The following is a 23006-nucleotide window of genomic DNA, read 5'->3' on the forward strand; positions in this document are numbered from 1 at the left end:
CGGGCGGGCGGGGGCGGGGCGGGGCGGGGGGCCGGGGGGGCGGGGGCCCCGGCCGGGGGGGGCGGGGGGGGGGGCCCCCCCCCCGCGGCCCCCCCCCCCCCCCGCCGGGGGGGGGGGGGGGGCGGCCCCCGCCGTGACCGCACCGTCGGCCGTCGTCACTCTCCCCGGTGCCTGCACCGCGGCGGACCGCTTGGCGAGGTCGAGGGTGAACATGATGAAGGCGAGGGTGTAGACCACCATCGTCGACCAGATGGCGACGAGCGAGAGGGATACGAGCTGTTCGGTCACGGCAGTCAGCCTAAGCCCGTGCGCTGGGAGTGACGCTGGGCGATGTCGCCCACCGCGCGCTCGAGTCCCGGGTCGTCTCCACGGGCGAGACCGGCGTACTCGAGGCGGAATCCGCCGTCGGTGGTCTCGGTCGCCCGGACCCACACCCGGCGGCGGGGGATGAATAGGGAGGTCAGCAGGCCCGCGACCACGAGGAGCGCGAAGACCAGCACCCAGCCCTGGCTGGGGTCGCGGTGGATGTCGAGGCTGACGAACCGCGGCACCGCCCCGGAGAGGTCGGTGGCCGGGGCGTCCGGAGTCGCGTTCTCGAAGGTGACCGAGCCCCTGCCGCCCGGCAGGTCGACGGTCTCCCCCGGCGTGAGCCGCAGCGACTCGGTGTCTGCGGTGCGCCCGGCGATCTCGGTGAGGTTGTCGGTCTCGAGGGTGTACACCGAGCGGGGAACGCCACCGTCGAGCCCGAGGTCGCCGGTGAACACCTGGAGGCTGAGCACCGGGTTCAGCAGGTCGGGGAAGTTCGATGCCAGCGCGCCCGTCTCGAGAGTGGTCTGGGTCGGGTAGAGGAACCCGATCATGCCGATCTGCTCGGGCTCGGCGTCGGGAACCTTGATCACCCCGAGCGAGGTGAGGTTGCCGTCCTGCGGCAGGAACGGCACGGCCCCGCTGAAGGCGACGTTGCCCTCGGCGTCGCGCACCGTGATGAGCGGGGCGTAGCCGTTGCCGAGCAGGTAGAGGTCGCTACCGCCGATGCGCAGCGGATCGTTCACCTTGATGACGTCGGTGACGCCGTCTCCGGTGTCGCCCTGGGAGTCGTCGCCTTCGAAGGTCGTGACGCTGGCCGAGAAGTCGATGGGCTGGCCGTAGGCGTCGGGGTTCTGCTGCTCGTAGACGGCCTCGAAGTCGTCGAGGCGCACCCGGAACGGCTCGAGCCCGCCCTCGTCGAAGAACCGGCCGGGCAGGAACGACTCGTACGACAGCAGCACATTGGAGAACGAGTCGCCCTCGACGATGACCTTCTGTCCGCTGTAGCCGTACCCGCCGCCGATGCCGACCGACACGAGCACGCCGATGAGCGCGGTGTGGAAGACCAGGTTGCCGGTCTCCCTCATGTAGCCGCGTTCGGCGCTGACCGACATTGCGGCGCCAGGGCCCTCGATGATCCTGGCGCGGTAGCCACTGCCGCGGAGCATGCCGCGTGCGGCCTCCACCGCGGTGGCCGGCGTCACGCCGGCCGCGCTGGCCTCGTTGCCGGTGACCTCGACCTCGCGAAAGCCCTCGAGGCGGGAGAGCCGCGCGGGAGTCCTGGGCGGCTGCGACCGGAGCGCCTTCCAGTGGTGCACGGTGCGCGGGATGACGCAGCCGATGAGCGACACGAACAGCAGGAGATAGATCGCCGAGAACCAGGCGCTGCTGTAGACGTCGAATGCCTGGAACCGGTCGAGCACGGGAGCGAGGTCGGGATTGTCGGTGAAGTACTGCGTCACGCCGTTCGGGTTCGACGAACGCTGCGGCACCAGGGAGCCGGGAATGGCCGCGATGGCGAGCAGCAGCAGCAGGAACAGTGCGGTGCGCATGCTCGTGAGCTGGCGCCAGAAGAATCGCAGGTATCCCACGAAGCCGAGGGACGGCTGCGTCACCCCGTCGTCGGTGCGGGGGCGTTCCGGGGCGTCGACGTGATCAGATGGCCGGGACAAATCCGCTGATCACCCCACCCAGTGACGACATCATGAGTTGCCAGATGCCGGTGACCATGAGCAGGCCGACGACGATGAGCATGCTGCCTCCGATGATGTTGACGAGGCGGATGTTGCGGCGCAACCAGTTGACCGACCCCGTTACCCAGCTGAACCCGAGGGCCACGAGCAGGAACGGAATGCCGAGCCCGAGGCAGTAGACCACGCCGAGCAGCACACCCCGCGACGCCGATCCGCTGCTCAGGCTGAGCCCGATCACGACGCTGAGGGTCGGGCCGATACAGGGCGCCCAGCCGAGCCCGAACACGATTCCGAGCAGGGGCGCACCTCCGATGCCGGTCGCGGCGGTCCACGACGGCTTGATGGTGCGCTGCAGGAAGGTGAACTGGCCGATGAAGACGAGCCCCATCAGGATCACGACCACGCCGACGATGCGGGTGATCAGGTCGAGCCACGGGATGAGCATCAGGCCGGCGAGGGAGAACGCGAGGTTGAGGCCAACGAAGACCACGCTGAACCCGAGCACGAACAGGGCGACCCCGAGCAGCAGGCGCCGCCGGTTGGTGCGACCGTCGGCGGCGGCGAACCCGCCGATGTAGCCGAGGTACCCGGGCACCAGCGGCAGCACGCACGGCGACGCGAACGAGACCAGTCCCGCGAGGAGGGCGATGGGCAGCGCGACGAGCAGGCTGCCGCTCGCGACTATGTCCTGCACTGCACTGCCTTCTCCGCCTGCACTGCCGTCTCCGCCTGCACTGCCTTCTCCGCCTGTACCGCCTTCTCCGCCATCGCCGTCTGCACGGGTCGCGCTAGCGGGTCTCGGCGACGACGTCGCCGACGAGGGTGTCGAGGATCGACCGCTCGGCGATCTGGCCCAGGATGCGGGCGGCGATGCGTCCCTCGGCGTCGAGCACGAAGGTGGTGGGCACGGCGTTGGGCGCGATGTCGCCGGCGAACGCGAGGCGCACCGACCCGTCGCTCGCGTCGAGCAGCGACGGGTAGCTCACGTCGTAGCGGCGGGCGAACGCGAGGGAGTTCTCGGCGCTGTCGTACACGTTCACGCCGATGAAGGCCGCGCCGTTGCCGTCGTACTGCTGGGCGACGGCCTCGAGGTCGGGTGCCTCGGCCCGGCACGGGGCGCACGCGGCGTACCAGAAGTTGACGACGACCACTTCGCCATCGAAGTCGGCCCGGGAGACCGTCTCGCCGGTGTCGGTGGTGCCGGCGAAGTCGATGGGGTCGCCGCGCTCGGCCTCGGGTACCTCGACGATGCCGTCGCCCGAGATGTAGTTGGTGTTGCCGCCGTCGAGGTAGTCCTCCGCGAGTGGATCGGAGGAGCATCCACTCACCAGGGCGACCGCCACGATGGCGATGGATGCTGCGGCTGCCCGCAGCGGGACGGCCCCGCCCACACGGCTCATACGGCGCCTCATACGGCCCCGGAATCGACGGCGCTGACCAGCAGGTCTGCGGCGGGTTCGAGGTATGCGGTCTCGCGGTACCGCGGGGTGCCGGGGACGACGTCGTCGTTCCGCACCAGTGAGGTGACGCTCGAGAGGCTGCACCGGCGGTCGCGCGGGTCGTGCCACAGGTGCCTGGCCATCACGGCTCGCTGCACCATGACGATGGGCATCTGGTGGCTGACCATGATGACTTCGCGGCCGTTCGCGGCATCCCAGGCCTCATCGAGCGCCGCGATCATGCGCGCGGCGACCGAGCGGTACGGCTCTCCCCAGCTGGGCTGCAGCGGGTTCCATACCCACGGCCACACGCGCGGCCTGGTCAGTACGCCGGGGCCGAACTCGAACTTCTCGCCCTCGAACCTGTTGTGCGGCTCGATGATGCGGTCGTCGGTGGTGATGTCGAGGCCGTACTGCGCAGCCCACGGCTGGGCGGACTCCTGCGCACGCTGCAGCGGGCTGGCGTAGAGGGCGGAGATGGGGTGCCCGGCGAAGTGCAGTGCGGTGGCCTTGGCCATGCGGTGCCCCAGCTCGGAGAGGTGGTACCCCGGGATGCGGCCGTAGAGGATGCCCTCGGGATTGTGGACTTCACCGTGCCGGACAAGATGGATCACGGAGGCAGACACGACCCCATTCTACGGGCGGGGTCACTGCGGGATTGCCGAGAGGGCAGCGCCCCGCGGCTACACTCGGTCACCGTGACTACACGCACCCTGATCAAGAATCTCGTCGCCTCCGAGGATGGACCGGTATCGGTCTCCGGGTGGGTCGAGACCGTCCGCGACCAGAAGAAAGTGCAGTTCGTCGTGCTGCGCGACGAGTCGGGTGCCGTTCAGCTCGTGCACCCGCGCATCTTCGCCGACGACGGCACGCCGGCGGAGGACGTGGTGGCTGACACCATCTCCGCGCTGAGCCAGGGAACGTTCCTGACGGCGTCGGGCGACCTGAAGCACGACGAGCGGGTCAAGCTGGGCGGGGTCGAGATCAAGCTCGCGTCGCTCGACATCGCGGCATCCGCGATCCCCGAGACGCCGATCGCCGACGACTCCGCGGTCGACAAGCGCATGGACTGGCGCTTCCTCGACCTGCGGGTTCCCCGTAACGCCCTGATCTTCAAGATCCAGACCACATTCGAGCACGCGATGCGCACGTGGTGGATCGACCGCGACTTCATCGAACTGCACACCCCTAAGCTGATGGCCAGCGCGAGCGAGTCGAAGGCCGAGCTGTTCGAGGTCGGCTACTTCGACACCAAGGCGTACTTGGCACAAAGCCCCCAGTTCTTCAAGCAGATGGCGCAGCCCGCCGGCTTCGGCAAGATCTTCGAGATCGGCCCGGCCTTTCGCGCCGACCCGAGCTTCACCAGCAGGCACGCGACCGAGTTCACCAGCGTCGACGCCGAGATCAGCTGGATCGACAGCCACGAAGACGTCATGCGCATGCATGAGGAGCTGCTCGTCGCGGGCCTGGCCGCGGTTAAGGAGAAGCACGGCGACGCCATCCGCGAGCTGTTCGACATCGAGGTGACCGTGCCGTCGACGCCGTTCCCGCGCATCCCGCTCGCCGAGGCCAAGCGCATCGTCGCCGAGCGCGGGTACGAGGTGCCACGCGCCGACGACGACATGGACCCGGAGGGCGAGCGCCAGATCGCGGCATACGCCCGCGAGACCTACGGGCACGAATTCGTGTTCCTCACCGACTACGCCTCGAGCATCCGGCCGTTCTACCACATGAGGCACGCGGATGACGCAGGCCTGACGAACAGCTACGACCTGATCTTCAACGGCGTCGAGATCTCGACAGGGGCGCAGCGCGAGCACCGCATCGACGTGCTCACCGAGCAGGCCAGGCAGAAGGGCCTCGACCCGGAGGAGCTCGACTTCTACCTCGACTTCTTCCGCTACGGAGTGCCGCCGCACGGTGGGTTCGGCATGGGCCTCAGCCGTGTGCTGATGCTGCTGCTCGGGCTGCCGAACCTGCGCGAGGCCACCTACCTGTTCCGTGGGCCGACGCGCCTCACGCCATAGGCAGCACCTCCCCGGCGCCCGGCAGCGCTCTGTAGCCTCCACCACCCCGCGCGCCAGCCACGCACGACGAAGGCCCCCGGTGCGCACCGGGGGCCTTCGTAATTCAGCTGCGTGCCTGCCTACTGGGTCCAGGCCGGCGGTTGGGGCCTGACTACTCGATTCAGGCCGGCGGCTCGTCCTTGCCGGCGTCTTCGAGGGCGTCTGCCTCTTCGCGGGTCTTGTGGATCGCGCCCTCCGCGTGCTCGGGCGGTCCGTAGACCGTGTACAGCACGAGCGGGTTGACGCCGGTGTTGACGAAGTTGTGGTGCAGCCCGGCCGGCACGACGACGAGGTCGCCCTGGGCGATCTTCTTGGTCTGGCCCGAAATGGTCGCCTCGCCGATGCCGCTCACGATGGTGAGGATCTGGTCGGTGTCCGGATGCGTCTCCGCACCGATCTCGCCGCCGACGGGAATGGTCATGATGACCAGCTGCGAATACTCACCCGTCCACAGCACGCGACGAAAGTCGGCGCTCTTCTCTGCTTCGGTGGCGATGGTGAAATGGACGATTCCTGTCATGCGCTGCTCCTTCTGTTGCTGCGATCCGGCCGCCGTTCGGCGGCTCTGCGGCGGTGAGGCGTCCTCCGATGCTACGCCCGCGCGGCACGCCGACCCGCTTCGCCGACTGGTACCTTGGCGTTCATGAGCACCCAGACTGACCCCGCCCGCCTCGCCGCCGTCGACGCCGGAGAGACCCTGCTGACCCTGCTGCGCACCCACGTCGACCGGGTCGCGGCCGGCACCGACGACGGAGACGATGCCGAGGAGGTCGACCGCGACCTGTGGGACGCGATCGCGGCTTACGGCGACGCGCTCGACGAACTATACGAGGGGGAAGAGGACGGCGACGAGACCGCGACCCGCTCCGAGCCCGACGAGCTCACCTTCACCGTGCGCGCCCGCTACGACTACACGGTCGTCGACGAGAAGGCATTCCTGGCCGCGGGTGCCGGCCTCGGTGGCGCCATCGAGGAACTGCTCTCCCGCGCGGGTGGACGCCCGCTCCCCGCGTTCGAGGTAGACGCGCTGGAGACCGGAAGCGGCCTGCTCACCGTGCACCTCAACGGCGAACTGCTCGCATCCGACGACTTCGCCGACGCCGAGGAGCCCACCGACCTGCTGCTGGTCGACCCCGAGGAGTCGCTGCAGTTCGTGCTCGACGAGCCGCTCTACGGTTCGCGCGCCGAGGCCGAGGCCGCCGCGAAGCGCCACGCGGAGTAGTCGCGGAGTAGCCCGGGCGGCACGCGGCGGGGCGTACCCGGCGCGCGACGGCCGCGGGCGCGGGGCTCCGGCTAGATGTACTCGGCCATGACGTTGGTGACACTTCCGGGGTTGTGACGTAACGAGACCCCCTGGCTTGATGGAGCTGTCTAGTTCAACCATCGCCAGGAGGTCTCGTGCTCCACGCTAATGCCCGTTTGACGACTCACGGGAGGGCTCTGCTCGTTCGTAGAGTCATCCATGATGGTCGACCGGTCGCTCACGTCGCCAAAGAACTCGGTGTCTCGCGGCAGTGCGCCCACCGGTGGGTTTCCCGCTTCCGCGCCGAAGGCGCTGCAGGGTTGGTAGACCGCTCCAGTCGCCCCCACCGGATGCCGACACGCACCACCCCGCGGCGGGAGGCGGCCGTTCTCGACGCGAGGACGCGCTTGCGGTTCGGGCCGGCCCGCTTGACATCCGAGACCGGTGTCCCTGCCCGCACCATCTCTCGCATCCTGACCCGGCATCAGATCCCGCCGCTGGCATGGCTTGACCCGGTCACCGGCACCTCGATCAGAGCGTCCCGGTCGACAGCGAACCGGTACGAACGCGAGCGACCGGGTGAGCTGGTGCATATCGACGTGAAGAAAATCGGCCGTATCCCCGACGGCGGCGGATGGCGACTGCACGGCCGCGCAGCGGTCACGAATGACCGGAAGAACCCAGTCGGATTCGACTACGTCCACGCTGCTGTCGACGACCACACCCGGCTGGCCTACGCCGAAATCCACCCGGATGAGAAAGGCATCACCGCGGCCGGGTTCCTCACCCGAGCAGCTGCCTACTTCCAACGGCACGGCATCGAGAGAATCGAACGCGTCATCTCCGACAACGCTTTCGCCTACCGGAAGTCGGCCGCGTTCTCCGCCGCTGTCGCAGCGCTCGGCGCCACTCAGAAGTTCATCAAGCCACATTGCCCCTGGCAGAACGGGAAAGTCGAACGCTTCAACCGCACCCTCGCAAACGAGTGGGCCTACCGGCAACCGTTCACCTCGAACACGGAGCGAGCCGACGCACTTGCACCCTGGATCGAGCACTACAACACTGGACGAATCCACTCGAGCCACGGGCTCACGCCCGCAGCCCGAGTGTCACCAACCTGATGGCTCAGTACGGCTAGACCAGAAAGTCGACCGCCGCGCGTTCCTTCACGAGTTCGCGCACGATGGCGACGACACGCTGGTGCTCCGGGTGGTCGATGTAGGTCTGCAGCGCAGCCTCGTCGGCGTAGTCGGCGACCAGGACGACATCCCAGTTGCCGGGTACCGAGGTGGAGTTCGTGGCGACGGTGAGCGACGTGATCTCGGGGATCAGCGACACCAGGCCCTGCAACTCCGACGCGATGGTCGACGACGCCTGGAGTCGCGCCGGCACGTCGTCTGCGCGCAGCTTCCAGGTAACGATGTGCCTCAGCATGGGTCAGCCTTCCGTTAGTGCGGCGCGCAGTCGCGCCGCATCGACTCGCCAGATGGTGTGCACGCGACCGTCGATCATCACGACGGGGATCTCTTCGCCATACTGCGACAGCAGCCCCGCGTCATCCAGGATCGACCGCTCTTCGATGACGATCGATGGCGTGGATGCCGCATCGCCCCGTTCGGCGGAGACGGCCGACACCACGGTCACGACGACCTCCCGCGCGACGTCGCACAGGTGGCACCCTGGCTTCGTCAGCAGGGTGATGGTGGTGGGCACGCGTCGAGCCTAGTTGGGATGCCCGACCCGCTTTCGCAGCCCTTCTCCTTATACTCGCTGCGATGTCGACGCCGCGAAGTGACGATTCGGCCTCCGCGCCAGCGGCCGGGGGCGCTTCGGGGCGCACGGTCATCGCCTTCTTCGACGTCGACAACACGCTGTTGCGGGGCGCGAGCGCGTTCCACCTCGGCCGGGGCGCCCAACGGCGGGGCGTCGTGCGGCGGCGCGAACTCGTGCGCTTCCTCTGGCACCAGGTGCGCTTTCTCGTCGCCGGCGAGAACGCGCGGGGCATGCCGGGCATCCAGCACCGCGCGCTCGGGCTCATCCGCGGCCACTCCCAAGCTCAGCTCATCGAGATCGCGCACGAGGTCTACGACGACTACATCGTGCCGCGGCTGTGGCCCGAGACGGTGGAGCTGACGCGGGAGCACCTCCGGCAGGGGCACGAGGTGTGGCTGATCAGCGCGACCCCGGTGATGATCGCCGATGTCATCGCGAAGCGCCTCGGCTTCGCGGGCGCACTGGCCACGCGCATCGAGAGTGAGAACGGCGTGTATACCGGTAACCTGCTCGGCGCCCCGATGCACGGTGCCCATAAGGCCGTGGCGGCGAGGGACCTGGCAGAGAGCAGGGGCGCAGACCTGGCGGAGTGCTGGGCGTACTCCGACTCAGGTAACGACATCCCCCTGCTGGGACTCGTCGGCAACCGGGTGGTCGTCAATCCCGACCGGGCGCTGCGTCGGCACGCGACGGAGAACGGCTGGTCGCAGATGCGCCTGACGTCGGCGAGCATCCGGGCGGCCAGGCGGAGGGTCGCGGCGGAGTCGCGGGCCGAGCACGCAGCCGAAGCCCACGTCACGGGCCCCCACGTCACGAGCCCCCGCACCACGAAAAAGCGCCGAACCTCTCGGTTCGGCGCTCGATCTGGCGGTACTGCCGCCTGACGGGTACTGCGAGCTGGCCCTCGGGCCAGCCCAATCAGTCGGTCCCTACTTCTTGTTGCGACGCTGGTGACGCGTCTTGCGCAGCAGCTTGCGGTGCTTCTTCTTTGCCATCCGCTTGCGGCGCTTCTTGATTACTGAACCCATAGTGACCTCACTGATTCTTGAACGGTTACCGGGTCCGTTCAGAACCTCGGAAAATTGCCTCGGAGCAGTCTACTCCCCTTTGACGGTGCGCCTGTTCTCCTGCCGGTTCCGCTGCCGGGTCGGCGCCTCCTCCCGCGGCGGAGAGGGCGGTTCGTAATCGGTCGGGGCGGCTCGCGTCAGCCGGCGTCCGCGATGTGCGTGTCGACCGCGGTCTGCACGGCGGACTCGGGAACGCGGAACGACCGACCGAAGCGGATCGCGGGCAGCTCGCCCGAGTGGATCATGCGGTAGACCGTCATGCGCGATACCCGCATCATGTCGGCCACCTCGGCGACGGTGAGGAAGCGCAGCTCGGAGAGTCCGCTCACGATCGCCTTCCCCCTGTTCACGGTTCGCCCGGCGACTCGCTGGTCGCCCGGTGCCGGACTGCCACGTTAGGTGGTGCGGTGCCCGTCGCGCAACAGGTCAGTCGCGGTGCAGCCTGCGCAGCACGGGAGACACCACGTTGTGCTGCACGCTCGCCGCGGCATCCTCGATCACGACACGAGCCCGGTGGGATGCCTCGGCCGCCGCCCTGCCGAGTGACGCGCCCGCGTCTGCCGGGTGCTGCCAGCTGTCGGCCGCCCGGCGGATCGGTGCCGGCAGGTGCGCGCCCGACCACGCGCGGAACACCGCGGCGCCCGCGTCGTTCACTGCGGCGGAGGGGGCACCGTAGGGAGCGGTTCCGGACGGGAGGTCGGGGCCGGGGCCTTCGGCGACGGCTGCCGCCGACGTGTGCATGAACGGCTCGAGCCAGTCGTTGACCCCGCCGAGCGGTTCGGGATCGATGCTGTAGTAGCGGTGCTGGCCGACGTCACGCACCTGCACGAGGTGGTTCTCGCGCAGCACCCTGAGGTGTTTCGACACCGTGGGCTGGCTGATGCCGAGCTTCTCCACCATCTCGCCGACACTCAGTTCACCGGTCGTCGACTGCTCCGACGCGTGCCTGTCGAGGAGCAGCTGGAGCAGGTCACGGCGCGTCGCGTCGGCGATCACGTCGAAGATGTCGGCCATCGCATCAGGTTAGTGCTGGCGCCAGGTCGGAGTACCATGACATGGCCTCCGACCGGAAAGGATTGGCATGCGCGTCAGTCCAGCCCAACGGGCGCTGAGCTCCGGCGTCCAGCGCGGGGCATTCACCCGCATCAAGGATGCCATCAGCTTTCTCGCGTCGTCTTCTCCCGCCCGATTCGCGATCCTCATCTTCACGTCGCTCATCTTCATCATGACCGCCGTTCTGTCCCTGCCCGCGGCCTCCGCGGATGGCCAGCGCCTGAACTTCGCAGACGCCATGTTCACCGCCGTCTCGGCGATCTGCGTCACCGGCCTGACGACTGTCAACATGGCGACGCAGTGGTCGACCTTCGGCAATGTCGCGATCCTGGTCGGTATGCAGGTGGGCGGTATCGGGGTACTCACTCTCGCCAGCATCCTGGGGCTCGCCGTCTCGCGGAAGCTCGGACTCCGTCAACGCCTGATGGCCGCCAGCGACTCGAACCCGTCGCGGATCCACGTCGGTCCGGTTGCCGAATCCCAGGCCATCCGCCTCGGCGAGGTCGGCGGACTCCTGGCCACCGTGGCCGCCAGCCTGCTCATCATCGAACTCGCGCTCACCGCCTTGATCGCACCGCGGCTACTACTGGCGGGCTTCGAGCTGTGGCCGGCGATCTGGCAGGGCTTCTACATTGCGACGTCGGCATTCACCAACACCGGCTTCCTGCCTACCGAGGAGGGCCTCGCGCCGTTCGCCACCGACCCATGGATGCTGACGGTGCTCTCGACCGGAGTCTTTCTCGGCGCCGTCGGGTTCCCGGTCATCTTCGCCTTCGTCCGCTTCGTGAAGACCCGGGCGCGCTTCTCCGTTCATGTGAAGCTGACGCTGGTGACGATGCTCATCCTCACCGTGGTGGGCGCGATCGGAATACTCGCCCTGGAGTGGGGAAACCCCGCCACCCTCGGCGGTCAGGATTCCGCGTCCCGCCCCCTCACCGCGACGTTCATGTCGATCATGACCAGATCGGGCGGGTTGTCGACCGTCGATGTCAGCGAGATGCATGGCTCCACTCTTCTGATCATGGACATGCTGATGTTCGTCGGCGGCGGGTCGGCGTCGACCGCGGGCGGCATCAAGGTGACCACCCTCGCCGTGCTGTTCCTCGCGGCCTTCGCCGAGGCGCGGGGTGACAACGACATGCAGGCGTTCGATCGCCGCATCCCCGGCGACGTCCTCCGCCTCGCCGTCAGCATCGTGCTGTGGGGAGCTACCGTCGTGGCCGCCGCGACCATCTCGATCCTTCACGTGACCGACGCCGAGCTCGACATGGTGCTCTTCGACGTCATCTCGGCCTTCGCGACCTGCGGCCTCAGCGCGGGCCTCACCGAGACGCTCCCCGACTCCGGCAAGTACATCCTGTCGGCCACGATGTGGGCCGGACGGGTTGGTACAGTGACTCTCGCCGCGGCGCTCGCCGCATCCCAGCGCCGCCAGCTGTTCACCAGGGCGGAAGAGAGGCCCATCGTTGGTTGACAAGATCCCACACGACGCGCCAGTGCTCGTGATCGGGCTCGGACGCTTCGGCGCCGCGACGGCGGGCCAGCTCGACAGGCTCGATCGCGAGGTACTCGCCGTCGACGAGAGCGCCCACCTGGTGCAGAAGTGGGCCGACCGAGTGACGCACGCGGTGCAGGCCGATGCGCGTAGCATCGACGCCCTCCGCCAGATCGGAGCCGAGGACTTCTCGATCGCCGTGGTGGCCGTCGGGTCGTCGATCGAGGCCAGCGTGCTCATCACCGCAAACCTGGTCGACCTGAAGATCCCGCAGATCTGGGCGAAGGCGATCAGCCAGTCGCACGGAAAGATCCTGTCGCGCATCGGCGCGAACCACGTCATCTACCCCGAGGCCGAGGCGGGCCAGCGCACCGCACACCTCGTCTCCGGGCGCATGCTCGACTTCATCGAGTTCGACAACGACTTCGCGATCGTCAAGATGTACGCCCCGAAGCCGATCCGCAACATGACGCTCGCCGAGTCGTCCGTGCGCCGGAAGTACGGCATCACGGTCGTCGGCGTGAAGTCGCCAGGCAAGGAATTCACCTACGCCGCCCCCGACACCATGATCACCGGCGACGACCAGATCATCGTGAGCGGAAAGTCGCTGAGCCTCGAGAAGTTCGCCGCGCTGCGCGACTGATCACGCGTCGATCGACGTGAAGGCGTGCCGCGATCAGCCCGCGGCCAGTTCCTTCGCCCGCGCCAGCGCCGCAGCGGTAGCCCGGTCGAACGTCGCGGCCAGGTCAGCCTCCTGCAGCACGGCGACCGCACGCTCCGTGGTGCCCTTCGGGCTCGTGACGCGGCGGCGCAGCTCTGCTGGCCCGACATCAGAGGCCGCGAGCAGCTCGGACGCACCGCGGAACGTGCCCTCGACCAGCACCGCCGCCTGCCCTGGCGTGAAGCCGAGCGAGACCGCCGTGCGGGAGAGCTCCTCGATCAGGTAGAAGACGTAGGCGGGTCCGGATCCGGAGATGGTGCTGAGGGCGTCGATCTGGTCCTCCGGCACCGCGACGACCGACCCGACCGTCTCGAACAGCGTCGTGGCGAGCGCGAGGTCGTCGGGGGTCGCTCGGCTTCCCCCGCTCAGTCCGGTGACGCCGAGGCCCACGGTCGCCGGGGTGTTGGGCATCGCGCGCAGCACGACGCCGGGCACGATGGCCTCCATCGTCGCGGTGGTGACCCCGGCAGCGACGCTGATCACGATCGCGTCGGGCTCCAGCGCCCCCGCGATCTCGCGCAGCAGGTCGGGCACCATGACCGGCTTGACGCCGACCACCACGAGGTGTGCGCCCCGGACCGCGTCGAGGTTGGCGGTGGCGGTGGTCTCGGTGGCGAGGCTGGTCACGGTGGCGGACCGCAGCGGCGCCGCCTTCTCTTCGGTGCGGTTGGTGACGCGGATGCCGCCGTTCACGGTGACGTCGGGAGAGAGCATTCCGCTCAGGATCGCGCCGCCCATCGAACCCGCGCCGAGGATCGCGGTCGTGGGCAGGATTGCAGTCGTCGTCATGGTGCCATCATCCCGTACGGCCGGTCGCGCACGCTCCTAGGATTACCCCATGAGCACTTCGGGTGGCAACAGGGCGATCATCGCGGCGCTGCTGGCCAACACGGGAATCGCGATCACCAAGTTCATCGCGTGGTTCTTCTCCGGGTCGAGTTCGATGCTCGCCGAGGGCGTCCACTCGGTCGCCGATGCGGGCAACCAGCTGCTGCTCCTGCTCGGTGGGCGAAAGTCCCGCAGGGCCGCCGATTCCGAGCACCCGTTCGGATACGGCCGCGAGCGCTACGTCTATGCGTTCGTCGTGTCGATCATCCTGTTCAGCGTCGGCGGCATGTTCTCGATCTACGAGGGCATCGACAAGCTGCGCAACCCGCACCCCCTCGAGGTGCCGTGGCTCCCCGTGCTGGTGCTGTCGATCGCGATCCTCCTCGAGTCGTTCTCCCTCCGCACCGCGATCAAGGAGTCGAACCACGCCCGCGGAACGCAGGGCTGGGTCGAGTTCGTGCGCCGCGCGAAGGCTCCGGAGCTGCCGGTCATCCTGCTCGAAGACGTCGCCGCCCTCGGTGGGCTGACGTTCGCGATGATCGGTGTCGGCCTCACCTGGGCCACCGGTGACGGGTTCTACGACGCCGTCGGCACGCTCGCCATCGGTGCGCTGCTCATCCTGGTCGCCGTCATCCTCGGGCTCGAGACGAAGAGCCTGCTCGTCGGGGAGGGTGCGACCGCCGCCGATGCGACCCGCATCCGGGCCGCCATCACCGCCGGCGACGACGTCGAGTCGATCATCCACATGAAGACCCTCTACCTCGGGCCGGAGGAACTGCTCGTGGCGGCCAAGATCGCCTTCGCCGGAAAGACCAGGCTGACGGATGTCGCGGCCGCCATCAACGCCGTCGAGGCGCGCATCCGCGCAGCCGTGCCCGTGGCCAGGGTCATCTACCTCGAACCCGACGTTCTCGTCGCCCCCGGCATCGGCAACCCGCCCACCGAGACGATCGTGATCAAGGCATCCGACTGACCGCGTCGATGGCTAGGCTCGGGTCATGGTCGACAGGGTCGCACTGGTGGTGCAGCACAACGAACGGGAACACCTCGGCAGCTTCGCCGACGTTCTGGAGTCGCGCGGATACGTGATCCACACGGTTCGCGCCGACCTGGACACGGCGGGGCTGGCCGGGCAGGACGCGGCGGACGCAGACCTCGTGGTGGTGCTCGGCGGCGACCAGGCGGTGTACGAGCCGGAGCAGCATCCACACCTCGCCGACGAAGTCGGGTTCCTCGCGAAGCGCCTCGAGAATGAGCGGGCAACGCTGGGGGTGTGCCTCGGGGCTCAACTAATCGCGGAGGCCCTCGGCGGGCGCGTCAGCAAGGGAAAGTCGGTCGTGGTCGGGTTTAGCGAGGTGCAGGTGACCGACGCCGGCCTCGATTCGCCGCTGCGGCACCTGGTCGGCGTGTCGGTCATGCAGTGGCACGGGGACAGCTTTCGCCTGCCAGCGGGAGCCACCCGCCTCGCGAGCTCGGCGGAGTACAGCAACGAGGCGTTCCGTATGGGCGACTATGCGCTCGCCGTGCAGTTCCACCCCGAGCTCACCGGCGCGATGTTCGAGGAGTGGATCGCTGCGGGCCAGGACTACCTTGCGGAGCACGGCGTCGACGGCACGCAACTGCTCGCCGACCGCGACCGGCTCGGCGCGGCGATGCAGGCCGCGGGCCAGGCGATGCTCGCCGAGTGGCTCGACGCGCTCTGAGCCGACGACTCCCGACCCGCGGCCGGTCAGCGGCGCTCGCGGAAGAAGTCCAGCAGGATGGCGCCGCACGCCTCCTCCTGCACCCCGCCGATGACCTCGGCGCGGTGGTTGAGGCGGCGGTCGCGCAGTACGTCGTAGATGCTGCCCGCGGCCCCCGCCTTGTCGTCCCAGGCGCCGAAGACCACGCGCGGGATGCGGGCAGACAGGATCGCGCCCGCGCACATCACGCACGGCTCGAGGGTGACGATGAGGGTGGCGCCGGTGAGATGCCAGTCCCCGAGGCGTGCGGCGGCCTCGCGGATCGCGAGGACCTCGGCGTGGGCGGTCGGGTCGTGGAGCTTCTCCCGCTCGTTACGGCCTCGGCCGAGCACCAGGCCGTCGGCGCCGATCACGAGGGCGGCCACGGGCACGTCACCCGTATCGAGGGCGAGGCGTGCGTCGTCGAGGGCCTGCAGCATCCATTGGTCGTACGCAGCCACGAGCACCCCTCCGATAGATTGAGCCTATGCGAGTACACGTAGCCGACCATCCGCTCATCACCCACAAGCTGACGGTGCTGCGTGACAAGACCACGTCGTCGCCCACCTTCCGGGCGCTGACCGAGGAACTCGTGACCCTGCTCGCCTACGAGGCGACCCGCGGCGTCAAGGTCGAGACGGTGACCGTCGAGACCCCGGTCGCGACCACCACGGGGCTGGCCATCGCGCTCCCCCGCCCGCTCGTCGTGCCTATCCTGCGAGCAGGACTCGGAATGCTCGAGGGCATGGTGAAGCTCGTTCCCACCGCGGAAGTCGGCTTCCTCGGCATGGTGCGCAACGAGGAGACCCTGCAGCCGGACATCTACGCAGAGCGGCTGCCCGACGACCTGTCGAACCGGCAGTGCTTCGTGCTCGACCCGATGCTCGCGACCGGCGGATCGCTCATCGCCGCCATCGACTACCTGCTCGACCGCGGCGCCGAAGACGTGACCGCCATCTGCCTGATCGGATCGCCGGAGGGCCTCGCCGCCGTGGAGAAGGCGACCGAGGGTCGCGACGTGACGATCGTGCTCGGCTCGCTCGACGAGAAGCTCAACGAGGTGGGCTACATCGTTCCCGGTCTCGGCGACGCGGGCGACCGGCTCTACGGCACCGTCTGACCCGGAATCGCACGACCCGCGACTACGTCCAGGCTCTGTCTCCTCAAAGGCTCTGCCTCCTGCAAGGCACTGTCTCCTGCAAGGCACTGCTTCCTGGGAAGCGCTGTCTCCTGGAAAGCACTGCCTGGCCCGGAAGTCGCTGACGACCCCCGCGCCCAACTTGACAGGTCCCGCGACGATAGTCGATGCTTACCACATGACCGTGTTCGCGCTCTCTCTCACCTCCCACGAGGCTCCGAGGACCCTGCGCCCGGTCATGTGTTGTCGAATGTGTGCCTAACCGCCACTCCTTGCCGAGTCCGCTGCTGACACCAGCGTGAGCTCCCCGGGCAACCTCCTCCATAACGGAGGGCGCCCGTAACGCATGACCTGTATCACCCCGAAGGATCACACCCTCACCATTAGAGGCCCTTCACCCCTCTCAAGGATTTCTCGACCCATGTCACTTGCAATCGGCTACGACCGCACCCACTCCGACCACCGCGTTCGCGCCGCCGGCCAGTCCGCCGTCGCGACGGCTGCGTCCCACGCCGCCGCAGCGCAGACAGCCACCGCAGTGCAGACTGCCGCTGCAGCGCAGACAGCCACCGCAGCGCAGGCGCAGCCGCAGCGCCGCCTCCGGGCCGTTCCGGAGGGCACGGAGGCCCGCGGTTTCGTTCTCTACGTCGGACTCGACGAAGACGTCGCCGCCGCCGCAGGCACGACCCTCGGTGCCGTGGTGGAGCAGCTCAAGGCGCTGGCGGCGACGCTCGTTCCCGCCTCGGAGACCTACGCCGCGGTGGCCCTGGCACCCGCGGGCACCGGGGGACGTGACGTCGATGTCGTGCGGCTCGCGCTGCAGGACCCCTCCGCACTCGCCAAGCACCGCGAGGCATCCATCCCCGAAGAGCCGGCCGCGCGCGGCGGCGTCGTGATCGACCTGTCGCGCAAGCGCCTGCTGCTCGACGAGGACACCGCCGGAGTGACCTACAAGGAGTTCGAGCTGCTGCAGTACCTCGTGCTGCGGGAGGGCCGCACCATCGAGCGCGCAGAACTGATCTCGGCGCTGTGGTCTGCGGCCGACGACGAGATTCCGAACGAGCGCACCATCGACGTGCACGTGCGGCGGCTTCGCTCCAAGCTCGGGGCCTACGAGGACATCGTGCGCACCGTGCGCGGGGTCGGCTACCGGTTCGACCGGCACGCAGACGTCTCGATCCGCTACGCCTCGACCCCGAGCCCGGACTTCTTCTAGGCAGGCTAGCCACCGCTGGGCCGCGGCGCTCCTCAGCCGCCGCACTTCAGCCACCGCACCTGAGCCTCCACGCCGCAGCCGCCGCACGTCAGCCGCCGCACGTCAGCCACCGCACCTCATCCACCGCACCTGCACCACCGAACCTCAGCCACTGCACCTGACCACTGCACCTCAGCCAGTGCCGGTGCTCCGGGGTCGGCCCATCAGGTTCCACTGCTGCGCGGCGTCGAGTCGTGGCGGTGCGAGCAGGTGCGGCCTGCCGCGGATCATGCGCATCTCGAAGTCGGAGGCGTGGAGCAGGTGGTGGTGCGCCGAACACAGCATCGCCCCGTTGTCGATATCGGTGGGCCCGCCCTTCTCATATTCGATGACGTGGTGAGCCTCGCACCATCCCGGTGGGTCCTGGCATTGCGGCCACACGCATCCACCGTCGCGCACCGCGAGAGCCCGCCGTTGGGCCGGGGTGAAGAACCTCTCGGAACGTCCGAGGGCGAGCACCTCGCCATCGTCGCCCTCGACGACGAGGCTGAATCCGGCGTCGCACATCAGCTGCCGCACAGTCGCCATCGAGATGGGTTCGTCAACGCCGTCGATCCAGGCTGCACCCGCGCCGCGCTCGAGGTCTCGAAGGCCTACGACGACCGAGACGGCGGATATCGAGCGCATGCCGGACGGCACGCCGGTGGTCGATGACTGCTCGGTGGAGCGCAGGCCCGCGGTGAGCACGCCAAGCAGGGTGTCGAACTGGCGCTGCTCTCGCGTGCGCGGGTCGACGATGGTCGTGACGATGGTGCCGTCGGGCGTGGGCGTGGAGGTGGCACCGCGCTCCGCGTCTTCCGCAGAGAGGAACCGCGGCGTCGCGCGTGGATCGTTGCCCGCATCGAACACCGCCCGCAGCATGCCAGCAGATATGGGGTCTGCCCAGCCGAGGATGCGGGTCATGCCGCCGCGCTCGCGGCCGAGCGAGATGCCGCGTCGGTGGCGGAGTTCTTCTTCTCGCGGCGCGGCGCCGTCGGGATCGAGGCGTTCGCGCCAGACGCGCGCCTGAGTGGCGACGAGGTCGGCGGAGTGGTCAAGCGCTGCGTCGACCAGTGCCGCTTCGGCGCATGCGATGTCGTGCGGGGAGGCATCCATCGCCGCATCGAGGCACCGCACGATCGTGCTGGCCGTCTCGGTAGCGATGGCCCCGTCGGCGAGCGCGTCGGCGACGGCTGGATACCGCGGGGGAACGGGCGTGCCGTCGACTCGCCGCGCCGGACGGATGGCGGCACCCAACCGGATGCGCCTCGTCGCCTCGGCCTGCGAGATGCGGGTCCACTGCTCGAGCAGGTGCTCTGGGCAGGCGTGGCCGTGCTGGCGAGCGAGGCCGTCTATGCCCAGTTCGCGGCGGGATCGCACGGCGACCTCCGACGCCCCGCGGGTGCGGAGCGTGTCGACCAGCCGCCCGAGTTGCTCGATACCCACGACGGCGGTCGCCAGGTCGCCGTCGGAGAGCACACCGAGATCGAGCGTCGCGATACCCCTCGCGGCGGCGACACCGGCGGCAATATCAGCAGCGACTCCGGCGGCGATGCCGGCACTCATACCGGCACCGATGCCGGCACCGACACCGTCCGCCTCGCTGATCTGCTCCATGTACCAAGAGTGAACCCAACCACCGACATTGCTAAAACCCTGATCAGGTAGCAGATTAGCTGTGGATAACCCGCCCGCAGCACGGCCTGTGGAGGACTGGTCGCACAAGGAGAGCATCAGTCACAATTGCCCCGCGAACCCCTCGACGAGCCGCGTCACCCGGTCGAGCACCCTCCTCGAGGTGCAGCGACAGCGAGTGGTCGGCGCCGTCGAGCCCGTCGACGTTCCACGACGCGGCCGTCACGTGCCATCCCAGGCGCTCGAGCGCGAGCGTCGCCCCGCTGAGCAATGGATGCCGCGCGCTATAGCGAGCACCCGGAAGCAGCAGCACGCGCCCGACGACCTCGCCCGACGGGCCCGACGTGGGCGCGGGGCGCACCTCGATGCTCACGCGACCCTCATCCACCGTGGCACCTCCCGCCGTCGCATCCACTCGTCACCGGGGTCACCGCGACGTCATGCTGCCTCACGAGGCGGGCTGCTCGGCGAACCGCAGCACGATGTCCATCGGATCGCCGCTCGACTGCAGGGTGTATCGCAGGTGTCCGGCCGGCAGGTCGACCGTGGTCGTGCGGACCCCGTCGACGCACTGCCCCTCGAGGATGGCGGGCCCGTCGATCTGCTCGACGGCGAAGAAGTACGAGGCATTGCCCCGGCAGACGAGATAGGCCACATAGGTTCCCGGTGCGATCGACGCGTTGTCGCTCGACAGGTTCCGCCCGACCGCGTCGTCCTGGTGGATGGACGCCCCGTCGGCCACGCCCTCGGACGGCAGCAGCGGTTCGACGCGCTCCCGCCAGGCCAGCGCATCGTCGAGGTCGTACGGCGCGGTCGGGTCCACCGCCGACATGCCCGTGATAAGCGGCGTCGGCGCCGAGGGTGCGGTCGACGATGGCGTAGACGGCGCGGCAGGCGACGTCGGCGATACGGGAACAGGCGGCGGGGTGGATGCCTCGGCGCCAGCACCCGTCGACCCGGTGCACCCGGCCAGGGCGACCACGACCGCGACACCCGCGGCGGTGACGGCGGCGACCGACCCGGCCGACCTGATCGACCCGATCGACACGGCCGACGCGGCCGACGCGATTGACGAACGCCGGGCACGGCGCGCTGAACGGTTCATCGCCCCAGTTAACCCGCACCGCGCGGGAATGCCCGCAACCCGGGCGATGATGGAAGCACTCACCCCCAACCCCCGAGGAGACTCCCATGGAATACACCCGTCTCGGCAACAGCGGCCTGCAGGTCTCGTCGGTGATCCTCGGCTGCATGAGCTTCGGTGCGCCCGATCGTGGCGCGCACGGCTGGAGCATGGGTGAGGAGGAATCCCGTCCGTTCATCAAGCGGGCACTCGAGCAGGGCATCACCACGTTCGACACGGCCGACGTGTATTCCGACGGCACGAGCGAGGAATTCGTCGGCCGCGCACTGGCCGACTTCGCTGCCCGCCACGAGGTCGTGGTCGCCACGAAGGTGCACGGACGCATGTGGGAGGGCCCGAACGGCGGCGGCCTGTCGCGCGGGCACATCATGACCGCGATCGACGACAGCCTCAGGCGCCTCGGCACCGACTACGTCGACCTGTACCAGATCCACCGTTGGGATCCGCAGACGCCGATCGAGGAGACCATGGAGGCTCTGCACGACGTGGTCAAGTCGGGCAAGGCGCGGTACATCGGTGCGTCATCCATGTGGGCCTGGCAGTTCGCGACGGCGCAGTTCACGGCAGACCTCGGCGGCTGGACACGCTTCGTGTCGATGCAGGACCAGTACAGCCTGATCCAGCGCGAGGAGGAGCGGGAGATGCATCCACTCTGCCTCGACCAGGGCGTCGGCGTGATTCCGTGGTCGCCGCTGGCGCGCGGCAAGCTGACCCGCGACTGGGACGAGACGACCGCCCGCACCGAGACCGACCAGTTCGGCAAGACGCTGTTCACGCAGCAGCAGGACGGCGACCGGCAGGTCGCGGCGGCCGTAGCGGAGATCGCCGAGCAGCGCGGGATCGCGCGGGCGCAGGTCGCGCTCGCCTGGGTTCGCCAGCAGGAGGCCGTGACGGCGCCGATAGTGGGGGCGACGAAGATGCAGCACCTCGACGACGCCGTCGCGTCGGTATCGATCACGCTGATCGACGACGAGCTCGCGGCCCTCGAGGCTCCGTACGTCGCCCGCCGCAACGAGGGGTTCTAGACCGAAGGCCGGTGCCGGCCGAGCGCGCGGAGTTGCACCTTCCGTAGCGTGATGTGGTGCAGTGGATCCACGTTCCAGTGCACCGGGGAAGGCCCACTCATGCTCTCGCAGTTCATGCCGCCGCGTCAGGTCAAGATCGGCGACGCGGCCGCGTTCGTCGGCACGACACCGCGGGCGATCCGGCACTACCACCACATCGGCCTGCTGCCCGAGCCCGAGCGGGGAAGCGACGGTCGCCGCCGCTACGGGTACGACGAGGTGATGCGGCTGCTGTGGATCCGCACGATGGCCGACGCCGGGATCGCCCTGAATGACATTCGGGATGCTTTCGCCGACCGTGCTCCCGCCGGGGCCGACGCGGGGGCCGATGCAGAGGCCGACGCGGGTGCCGATGCCGAGGCCGACGCGGGTGCCGATGCCGACGGCGACCCCGATGTCACCAGCGTGCTGGAGCGGCTGGAGCGATCGCTGACCGCCCAACAGGCAGAACTGCAGCGCCAGCTCGCAGCCGTGCAGCGCATGCGCGACAGGGGAAGCCGAATGGGCCTGCTCTCGGACTTCGTCACTACCCGACTCGACCACCTGCCCGAGGGCTCCCTGCGCCATGCAGACCTGGACAAGCTGCTGGTCATGGAGCGGATCTTCGGCCCGCTCGGTGCGGCCGTCAATGCATCGCGCTACATCGCCATGGCCACCCACCCGGAGCTGCGACAGGAAGACGACCGGATCGATGCCGCCGAGGTGGCGCTCGACGACACGGTCGCGGTCGACGACCCCCGCGTGGCCCAGGTAGCTGCAGAGCGCCATGCCTTCGAGCTGGCACTGCAGGCCGTCACCGAGCAGTCCGGGCTGGCGGAGGCAGACGAGGCGCTATTCGACGCCTGGGATGCCCTGCACCCGCCCGCCGATGAGCACGACGACGGGCGCAGCCCCGGCACCGGCACAGGCGCAGGCACAGGCACGGGCACGGGGCAGACGTCGATGAGTGCTGTGGAAGCAGCACGGAAGATGCCCCTCGACTGGTCCCCGGCCCGCGTGCGGAGCGCGGAACTGGCCATGGAACTCGCCATGGAGGTGGCGGCCGACGAACCAGCAGCACTGTCGCCAACTACCCCGTCGCCAGCTACCCCGTAGCCAGCGGCTCGTAGCCAGCTGCCCTTTAACCAGCCCCCTGCGAATCGAGGGAGCTAGGCCGGGTTGCGCTTCAGCAGCCGGGTGACCGCGATCATCGCGCCGCCGAGCACGGCGGGGATGCCGCCGCCCGGGTGCACCGACGCGCCCACCCGCCACAGCCACGGGCGCAGCGGATCGACGTAGCCCGGCTGGTGGAAGGGACCTGCCATCCACGCGGGCCGCGCCGTGCCGTACAGCGCGCCGTGCGGCTCGCCGGAGCCGCCGTAGGACTGCGGGTCGAGCACGACGTG

Annotated in this window: 27 protein-coding genes and 1 pseudogene; 12 read left to right on the forward strand and 16 right to left on the reverse strand. The window is 69.0% G+C overall.

Features of this window, described 5'->3' with window-relative positions; all coding sequences use genetic code 11:
* Positions 1 to 293: 293 nt before the first annotated feature.
* The 4 genes from resB to G5S38_RS12950 form a co-directional block, all read right to left on the reverse strand.
* Complete coding sequence (resB, locus tag G5S38_RS12935; RefSeq protein WP_235929068.1) at positions 294 to 1922, reverse strand: cytochrome c biogenesis protein ResB; 1629 nt, start codon at positions 1920 to 1922, stop codon at positions 294 to 296.
* Positions 1923 to 1962: 40 nt separating this feature from the next.
* The gene (locus G5S38_RS12940) at positions 1963 to 2694 is read right to left on the reverse strand and encodes a cytochrome c biogenesis CcdA family protein (protein WP_165069383.1); all 732 of its coding nucleotides are present in this window, start codon (positions 2692 to 2694) and stop codon (positions 1963 to 1965) included.
* Between the two features lie 94 nt (positions 2695 to 2788).
* Entirely contained in the window at positions 2789 to 3400 is a 612-nt protein-coding gene (locus G5S38_RS12945) for a TlpA family protein disulfide reductase (protein ID WP_165069386.1), read from the reverse strand.
* Positions 3401 to 3408: 8 nt separating this feature from the next.
* Positions 3409 to 4065, reverse strand: coding sequence for a histidine phosphatase family protein (locus G5S38_RS12950; RefSeq protein ID WP_165069388.1), 657 nt, complete (start codon positions 4063 to 4065; stop codon positions 3409 to 3411).
* A gap of 72 nt (positions 4066 to 4137) precedes the next feature.
* Here G5S38_RS12950 and aspS point away from each other — a divergent pair, with 72 nt between their 5' ends.
* Positions 4138 to 5466 carry an aspartate--tRNA(Asn) ligase gene (gene aspS / locus G5S38_RS12955; protein WP_165069391.1) on the forward strand — a complete coding sequence of 443 codons (1329 nt, stop codon included), beginning with the start codon at positions 4138 to 4140 and terminating at the stop codon, positions 5464 to 5466.
* Positions 5467 to 5626: 160 nt separating this feature from the next.
* Here the strand turns inward: aspS and G5S38_RS12960 are convergent, their stop codons facing one another.
* Positions 5627 to 6025, reverse strand: a complete 399-nt coding sequence (locus tag G5S38_RS12960; protein WP_201276683.1) for a cupin domain-containing protein — start codon at positions 6023 to 6025, stop codon at positions 5627 to 5629.
* 123 nt (positions 6026 to 6148) lie between these two features.
* Between G5S38_RS12960 and G5S38_RS12965 the strand changes: the two genes are divergently transcribed.
* Together G5S38_RS12965 and G5S38_RS12970 are read left to right on the forward strand one after the other, a co-directional pair.
* Positions 6149 to 6727: a translocon-associated protein subunit alpha gene (locus G5S38_RS12965; RefSeq protein ID WP_165069394.1), complete on the forward strand. Its 579-nt coding sequence runs from the start codon at positions 6149 to 6151 to the stop codon at positions 6725 to 6727.
* Positions 6728 to 6903: 176 nt separating this feature from the next.
* A complete protein-coding gene (locus G5S38_RS12970) occupies positions 6904 to 7869 on the forward strand; it encodes an IS481 family transposase (RefSeq protein ID WP_165069396.1) in 966 nt (321 codons plus the stop codon).
* A 13-nt stretch (positions 7870 to 7882) separates the two neighbouring features.
* On the opposite strand, the gene G5S38_RS12975 is transcribed toward G5S38_RS12970, so the two are convergent.
* Both G5S38_RS12975 and G5S38_RS12980 read right to left on the reverse strand, forming a co-directional pair.
* Entirely contained in the window at positions 7883 to 8182 is a 300-nt protein-coding gene (locus G5S38_RS12975) for a Dabb family protein (RefSeq protein ID WP_165069399.1), read from the reverse strand.
* Between the two features lie 3 nt (positions 8183 to 8185).
* Positions 8186 to 8461: a glutaredoxin family protein gene (locus tag G5S38_RS12980; RefSeq protein ID WP_165069402.1), complete on the reverse strand. Its 276-nt coding sequence runs from the start codon at positions 8459 to 8461 to the stop codon at positions 8186 to 8188.
* Positions 8462 to 8523: 62 nt separating this feature from the next.
* Here G5S38_RS12980 and G5S38_RS12985 point away from each other — a divergent pair, with 62 nt between their 5' ends.
* Positions 8524 to 9405, forward strand: coding sequence for an HAD family hydrolase (locus G5S38_RS12985; RefSeq protein ID WP_165069404.1), 882 nt, complete (start codon positions 8524 to 8526; stop codon positions 9403 to 9405).
* 45 nt (positions 9406 to 9450) lie between these two features.
* Here the strand turns inward: G5S38_RS12985 and G5S38_RS12990 are convergent, their stop codons facing one another.
* From G5S38_RS12990 to G5S38_RS15970, 3 genes are all read right to left on the reverse strand, one after another.
* A complete protein-coding gene (locus tag G5S38_RS12990) occupies positions 9451 to 9549 on the reverse strand; it encodes a 30S ribosomal protein bS22 (RefSeq protein ID WP_003792170.1) in 99 nt (32 codons plus the stop codon).
* Positions 9550 to 9725: 176 nt separating this feature from the next.
* A complete protein-coding gene (locus tag G5S38_RS12995) occupies positions 9726 to 9920 on the reverse strand; it encodes a helix-turn-helix domain-containing protein (RefSeq protein ID WP_407943848.1) in 195 nt (64 codons plus the stop codon).
* Positions 9921 to 10014: 94 nt separating this feature from the next.
* The gene (locus tag G5S38_RS15970) at positions 10015 to 10602 is read right to left on the reverse strand and encodes an ArsR/SmtB family transcription factor (protein ID WP_165069409.1); all 588 of its coding nucleotides are present in this window, start codon (positions 10600 to 10602) and stop codon (positions 10015 to 10017) included.
* A gap of 67 nt (positions 10603 to 10669) precedes the next feature.
* Between G5S38_RS15970 and G5S38_RS13005 the strand changes: the two genes are divergently transcribed.
* Both G5S38_RS13005 and G5S38_RS13010 read left to right on the forward strand, forming a co-directional pair.
* Complete coding sequence (locus G5S38_RS13005) at positions 10670 to 12115, forward strand: TrkH family potassium uptake protein (protein WP_165069412.1); 1446 nt, start codon at positions 10670 to 10672, stop codon at positions 12113 to 12115.
* Entirely contained in the window at positions 12108 to 12779 is a 672-nt protein-coding gene (locus tag G5S38_RS13010; RefSeq protein WP_165069415.1) for a potassium channel family protein, read from the forward strand. The genes G5S38_RS13005 and G5S38_RS13010 overlap by 8 nt, the downstream gene beginning before the upstream one ends.
* A gap of 33 nt (positions 12780 to 12812) precedes the next feature.
* Here G5S38_RS13010 and proC read toward each other — a convergent pair whose 3' ends face one another.
* Positions 12813 to 13646, reverse strand: coding sequence for a pyrroline-5-carboxylate reductase (proC, locus tag G5S38_RS13015; RefSeq protein WP_165069418.1), 834 nt, complete (start codon positions 13644 to 13646; stop codon positions 12813 to 12815).
* Between the two features lie 49 nt (positions 13647 to 13695).
* Between proC and G5S38_RS13020 the strand changes: the two genes are divergently transcribed.
* Both G5S38_RS13020 and G5S38_RS13025 read left to right on the forward strand, forming a co-directional pair.
* Positions 13696 to 14658, forward strand: a complete 963-nt coding sequence (locus G5S38_RS13020) for a cation diffusion facilitator family transporter (RefSeq protein ID WP_165069421.1) — start codon at positions 13696 to 13698, stop codon at positions 14656 to 14658.
* Between the two features lie 25 nt (positions 14659 to 14683).
* The gene (locus tag G5S38_RS13025; protein ID WP_165069423.1) at positions 14684 to 15388 is read left to right on the forward strand and encodes a glutamine amidotransferase-related protein; all 705 of its coding nucleotides are present in this window, start codon (positions 14684 to 14686) and stop codon (positions 15386 to 15388) included.
* A 26-nt stretch (positions 15389 to 15414) separates the two neighbouring features.
* Here the strand turns inward: G5S38_RS13025 and tadA are convergent, their stop codons facing one another.
* Complete coding sequence (gene tadA, locus G5S38_RS13030) at positions 15415 to 15846, reverse strand: tRNA adenosine(34) deaminase TadA (RefSeq protein WP_201276684.1); 432 nt, start codon at positions 15844 to 15846, stop codon at positions 15415 to 15417.
* 47 nt (positions 15847 to 15893) lie between these two features.
* Between tadA and upp the strand changes: the two genes are divergently transcribed.
* Positions 15894 to 16526, forward strand: a complete 633-nt coding sequence (upp, locus tag G5S38_RS13035) for a uracil phosphoribosyltransferase (RefSeq protein WP_165069426.1) — start codon at positions 15894 to 15896, stop codon at positions 16524 to 16526.
* 439 nt (positions 16527 to 16965) lie between these two features.
* Complete coding sequence (locus tag G5S38_RS13040; protein ID WP_165069429.1) at positions 16966 to 17760, forward strand: winged helix-turn-helix domain-containing protein; 795 nt, start codon at positions 16966 to 16968, stop codon at positions 17758 to 17760.
* 171 nt (positions 17761 to 17931) lie between these two features.
* On the opposite strand, the gene G5S38_RS13045 is transcribed toward G5S38_RS13040, so the two are convergent.
* The 3 genes from G5S38_RS13045 to G5S38_RS13055 all read right to left on the reverse strand — a co-directional run bounded on the left by G5S38_RS13045 (position 17932) and on the right by G5S38_RS13055 (position 20518).
* Positions 17932 to 19395, reverse strand: coding sequence for an HNH endonuclease signature motif containing protein (locus tag G5S38_RS13045; protein WP_165069431.1), 1464 nt, complete (start codon positions 19393 to 19395; stop codon positions 17932 to 17934).
* A gap of 55 nt (positions 19396 to 19450) precedes the next feature.
* Positions 19451 to 19786, reverse strand: a complete 336-nt coding sequence (locus G5S38_RS13050; protein WP_165069434.1) for a hypothetical protein — start codon at positions 19784 to 19786, stop codon at positions 19451 to 19453.
* 75 nt (positions 19787 to 19861) lie between these two features.
* Positions 19862 to 20518, reverse strand: a complete 657-nt coding sequence (locus tag G5S38_RS13055) for a hypothetical protein (RefSeq protein WP_165069437.1) — start codon at positions 20516 to 20518, stop codon at positions 19862 to 19864.
* A gap of 86 nt (positions 20519 to 20604) precedes the next feature.
* On the opposite strand from G5S38_RS13055, the gene G5S38_RS13060 reads away from it, so the two are divergent.
* Together G5S38_RS13060 and G5S38_RS13065 are read left to right on the forward strand one after the other, a co-directional pair.
* Complete coding sequence (locus tag G5S38_RS13060) at positions 20605 to 21582, forward strand: aldo/keto reductase (protein WP_165069440.1); 978 nt, start codon at positions 20605 to 20607, stop codon at positions 21580 to 21582.
* 99 nt (positions 21583 to 21681) lie between these two features.
* A complete protein-coding gene (locus G5S38_RS13065) occupies positions 21682 to 22716 on the forward strand; it encodes a MerR family transcriptional regulator (RefSeq protein WP_165069442.1) in 1035 nt (344 codons plus the stop codon).
* A 53-nt stretch (positions 22717 to 22769) separates the two neighbouring features.
* On the opposite strand, the pseudogene G5S38_RS13070 reads toward G5S38_RS13065, so the two are convergent.
* Positions 22770 to 23006 (reverse strand): annotated as a pseudogene (locus tag G5S38_RS13070) (phytoene desaturase family protein); the annotation flags it as partial.

This window comes from Marisediminicola senii (genome assembly GCF_011057645.1).
GTDB classification, from domain to species: Bacteria; Actinomycetota; Actinomycetes; order Actinomycetales; family Microbacteriaceae; genus Marisediminicola; species Marisediminicola senii.

What these genes read in the sequence shown, in the direction of transcription:
- G5S38_RS12945 (WP_165069386.1), bottom strand. Translation starts at nt 3,400, where the DNA reads ATGAGCCGTGTGGGCGGGGCCGTCCCGCTGCGGGCAGCCGCAGCATCC.
- G5S38_RS12960 (WP_201276683.1), bottom strand. Translation starts at nt 6,025, where the DNA reads ATGACAGGAATCGTCCATTTCACCATCGCCACCGAAGCAGAGAAGAGC.
- G5S38_RS12965 (WP_165069394.1), top strand. Translation starts at nt 6,149, where the DNA reads ATGAGCACCCAGACTGACCCCGCCCGCCTCGCCGCCGTCGACGCCGGA.
- G5S38_RS12975 (WP_165069399.1), bottom strand. Translation starts at nt 8,182, where the DNA reads ATGCTGAGGCACATCGTTACCTGGAAGCTGCGCGCAGACGACGTGCCG.
- G5S38_RS12985 (WP_165069404.1), top strand. Translation starts at nt 8,524, where the DNA reads ATGTCGACGCCGCGAAGTGACGATTCGGCCTCCGCGCCAGCGGCCGGG.
- G5S38_RS12990 (WP_003792170.1), bottom strand. Translation starts at nt 9,549, where the DNA reads ATGGGTTCAGTAATCAAGAAGCGCCGCAAGCGGATGGCAAAGAAGAAG.
- G5S38_RS15970 (WP_165069409.1), bottom strand. Translation starts at nt 10,602, where the DNA reads ATGGCCGACATCTTCGACGTGATCGCCGACGCGACGCGCCGTGACCTG.
- G5S38_RS13005 (WP_165069412.1), top strand. Translation starts at nt 10,670, where the DNA reads ATGCGCGTCAGTCCAGCCCAACGGGCGCTGAGCTCCGGCGTCCAGCGC.
- proC (WP_165069418.1), bottom strand. Translation starts at nt 13,646, where the DNA reads ATGACGACGACTGCAATCCTGCCCACGACCGCGATCCTCGGCGCGGGT.
- G5S38_RS13020 (WP_165069421.1), top strand. Translation starts at nt 13,696, where the DNA reads ATGAGCACTTCGGGTGGCAACAGGGCGATCATCGCGGCGCTGCTGGCC.
- G5S38_RS13025 (WP_165069423.1), top strand. Translation starts at nt 14,684, where the DNA reads ATGGTCGACAGGGTCGCACTGGTGGTGCAGCACAACGAACGGGAACAC.
- tadA (WP_201276684.1), bottom strand. Translation starts at nt 15,846, where the DNA reads ATGCTGCAGGCCCTCGACGACGCACGCCTCGCCCTCGATACGGGTGAC.
- upp (WP_165069426.1), top strand. Translation starts at nt 15,894, where the DNA reads ATGCGAGTACACGTAGCCGACCATCCGCTCATCACCCACAAGCTGACG.
- G5S38_RS13040 (WP_165069429.1), top strand. Translation starts at nt 16,966, where the DNA reads ATGTCACTTGCAATCGGCTACGACCGCACCCACTCCGACCACCGCGTT.
- G5S38_RS13045 (WP_165069431.1), bottom strand. Translation starts at nt 19,395, where the DNA reads ATGGAGCAGATCAGCGAGGCGGACGGTGTCGGTGCCGGCATCGGTGCC.
- G5S38_RS13055 (WP_165069437.1), bottom strand. Translation starts at nt 20,518, where the DNA reads ATGAACCGTTCAGCGCGCCGTGCCCGGCGTTCGTCAATCGCGTCGGCC.
- G5S38_RS13060 (WP_165069440.1), top strand. Translation starts at nt 20,605, where the DNA reads ATGGAATACACCCGTCTCGGCAACAGCGGCCTGCAGGTCTCGTCGGTG.
- G5S38_RS13065 (WP_165069442.1), top strand. Translation starts at nt 21,682, where the DNA reads ATGCTCTCGCAGTTCATGCCGCCGCGTCAGGTCAAGATCGGCGACGCG.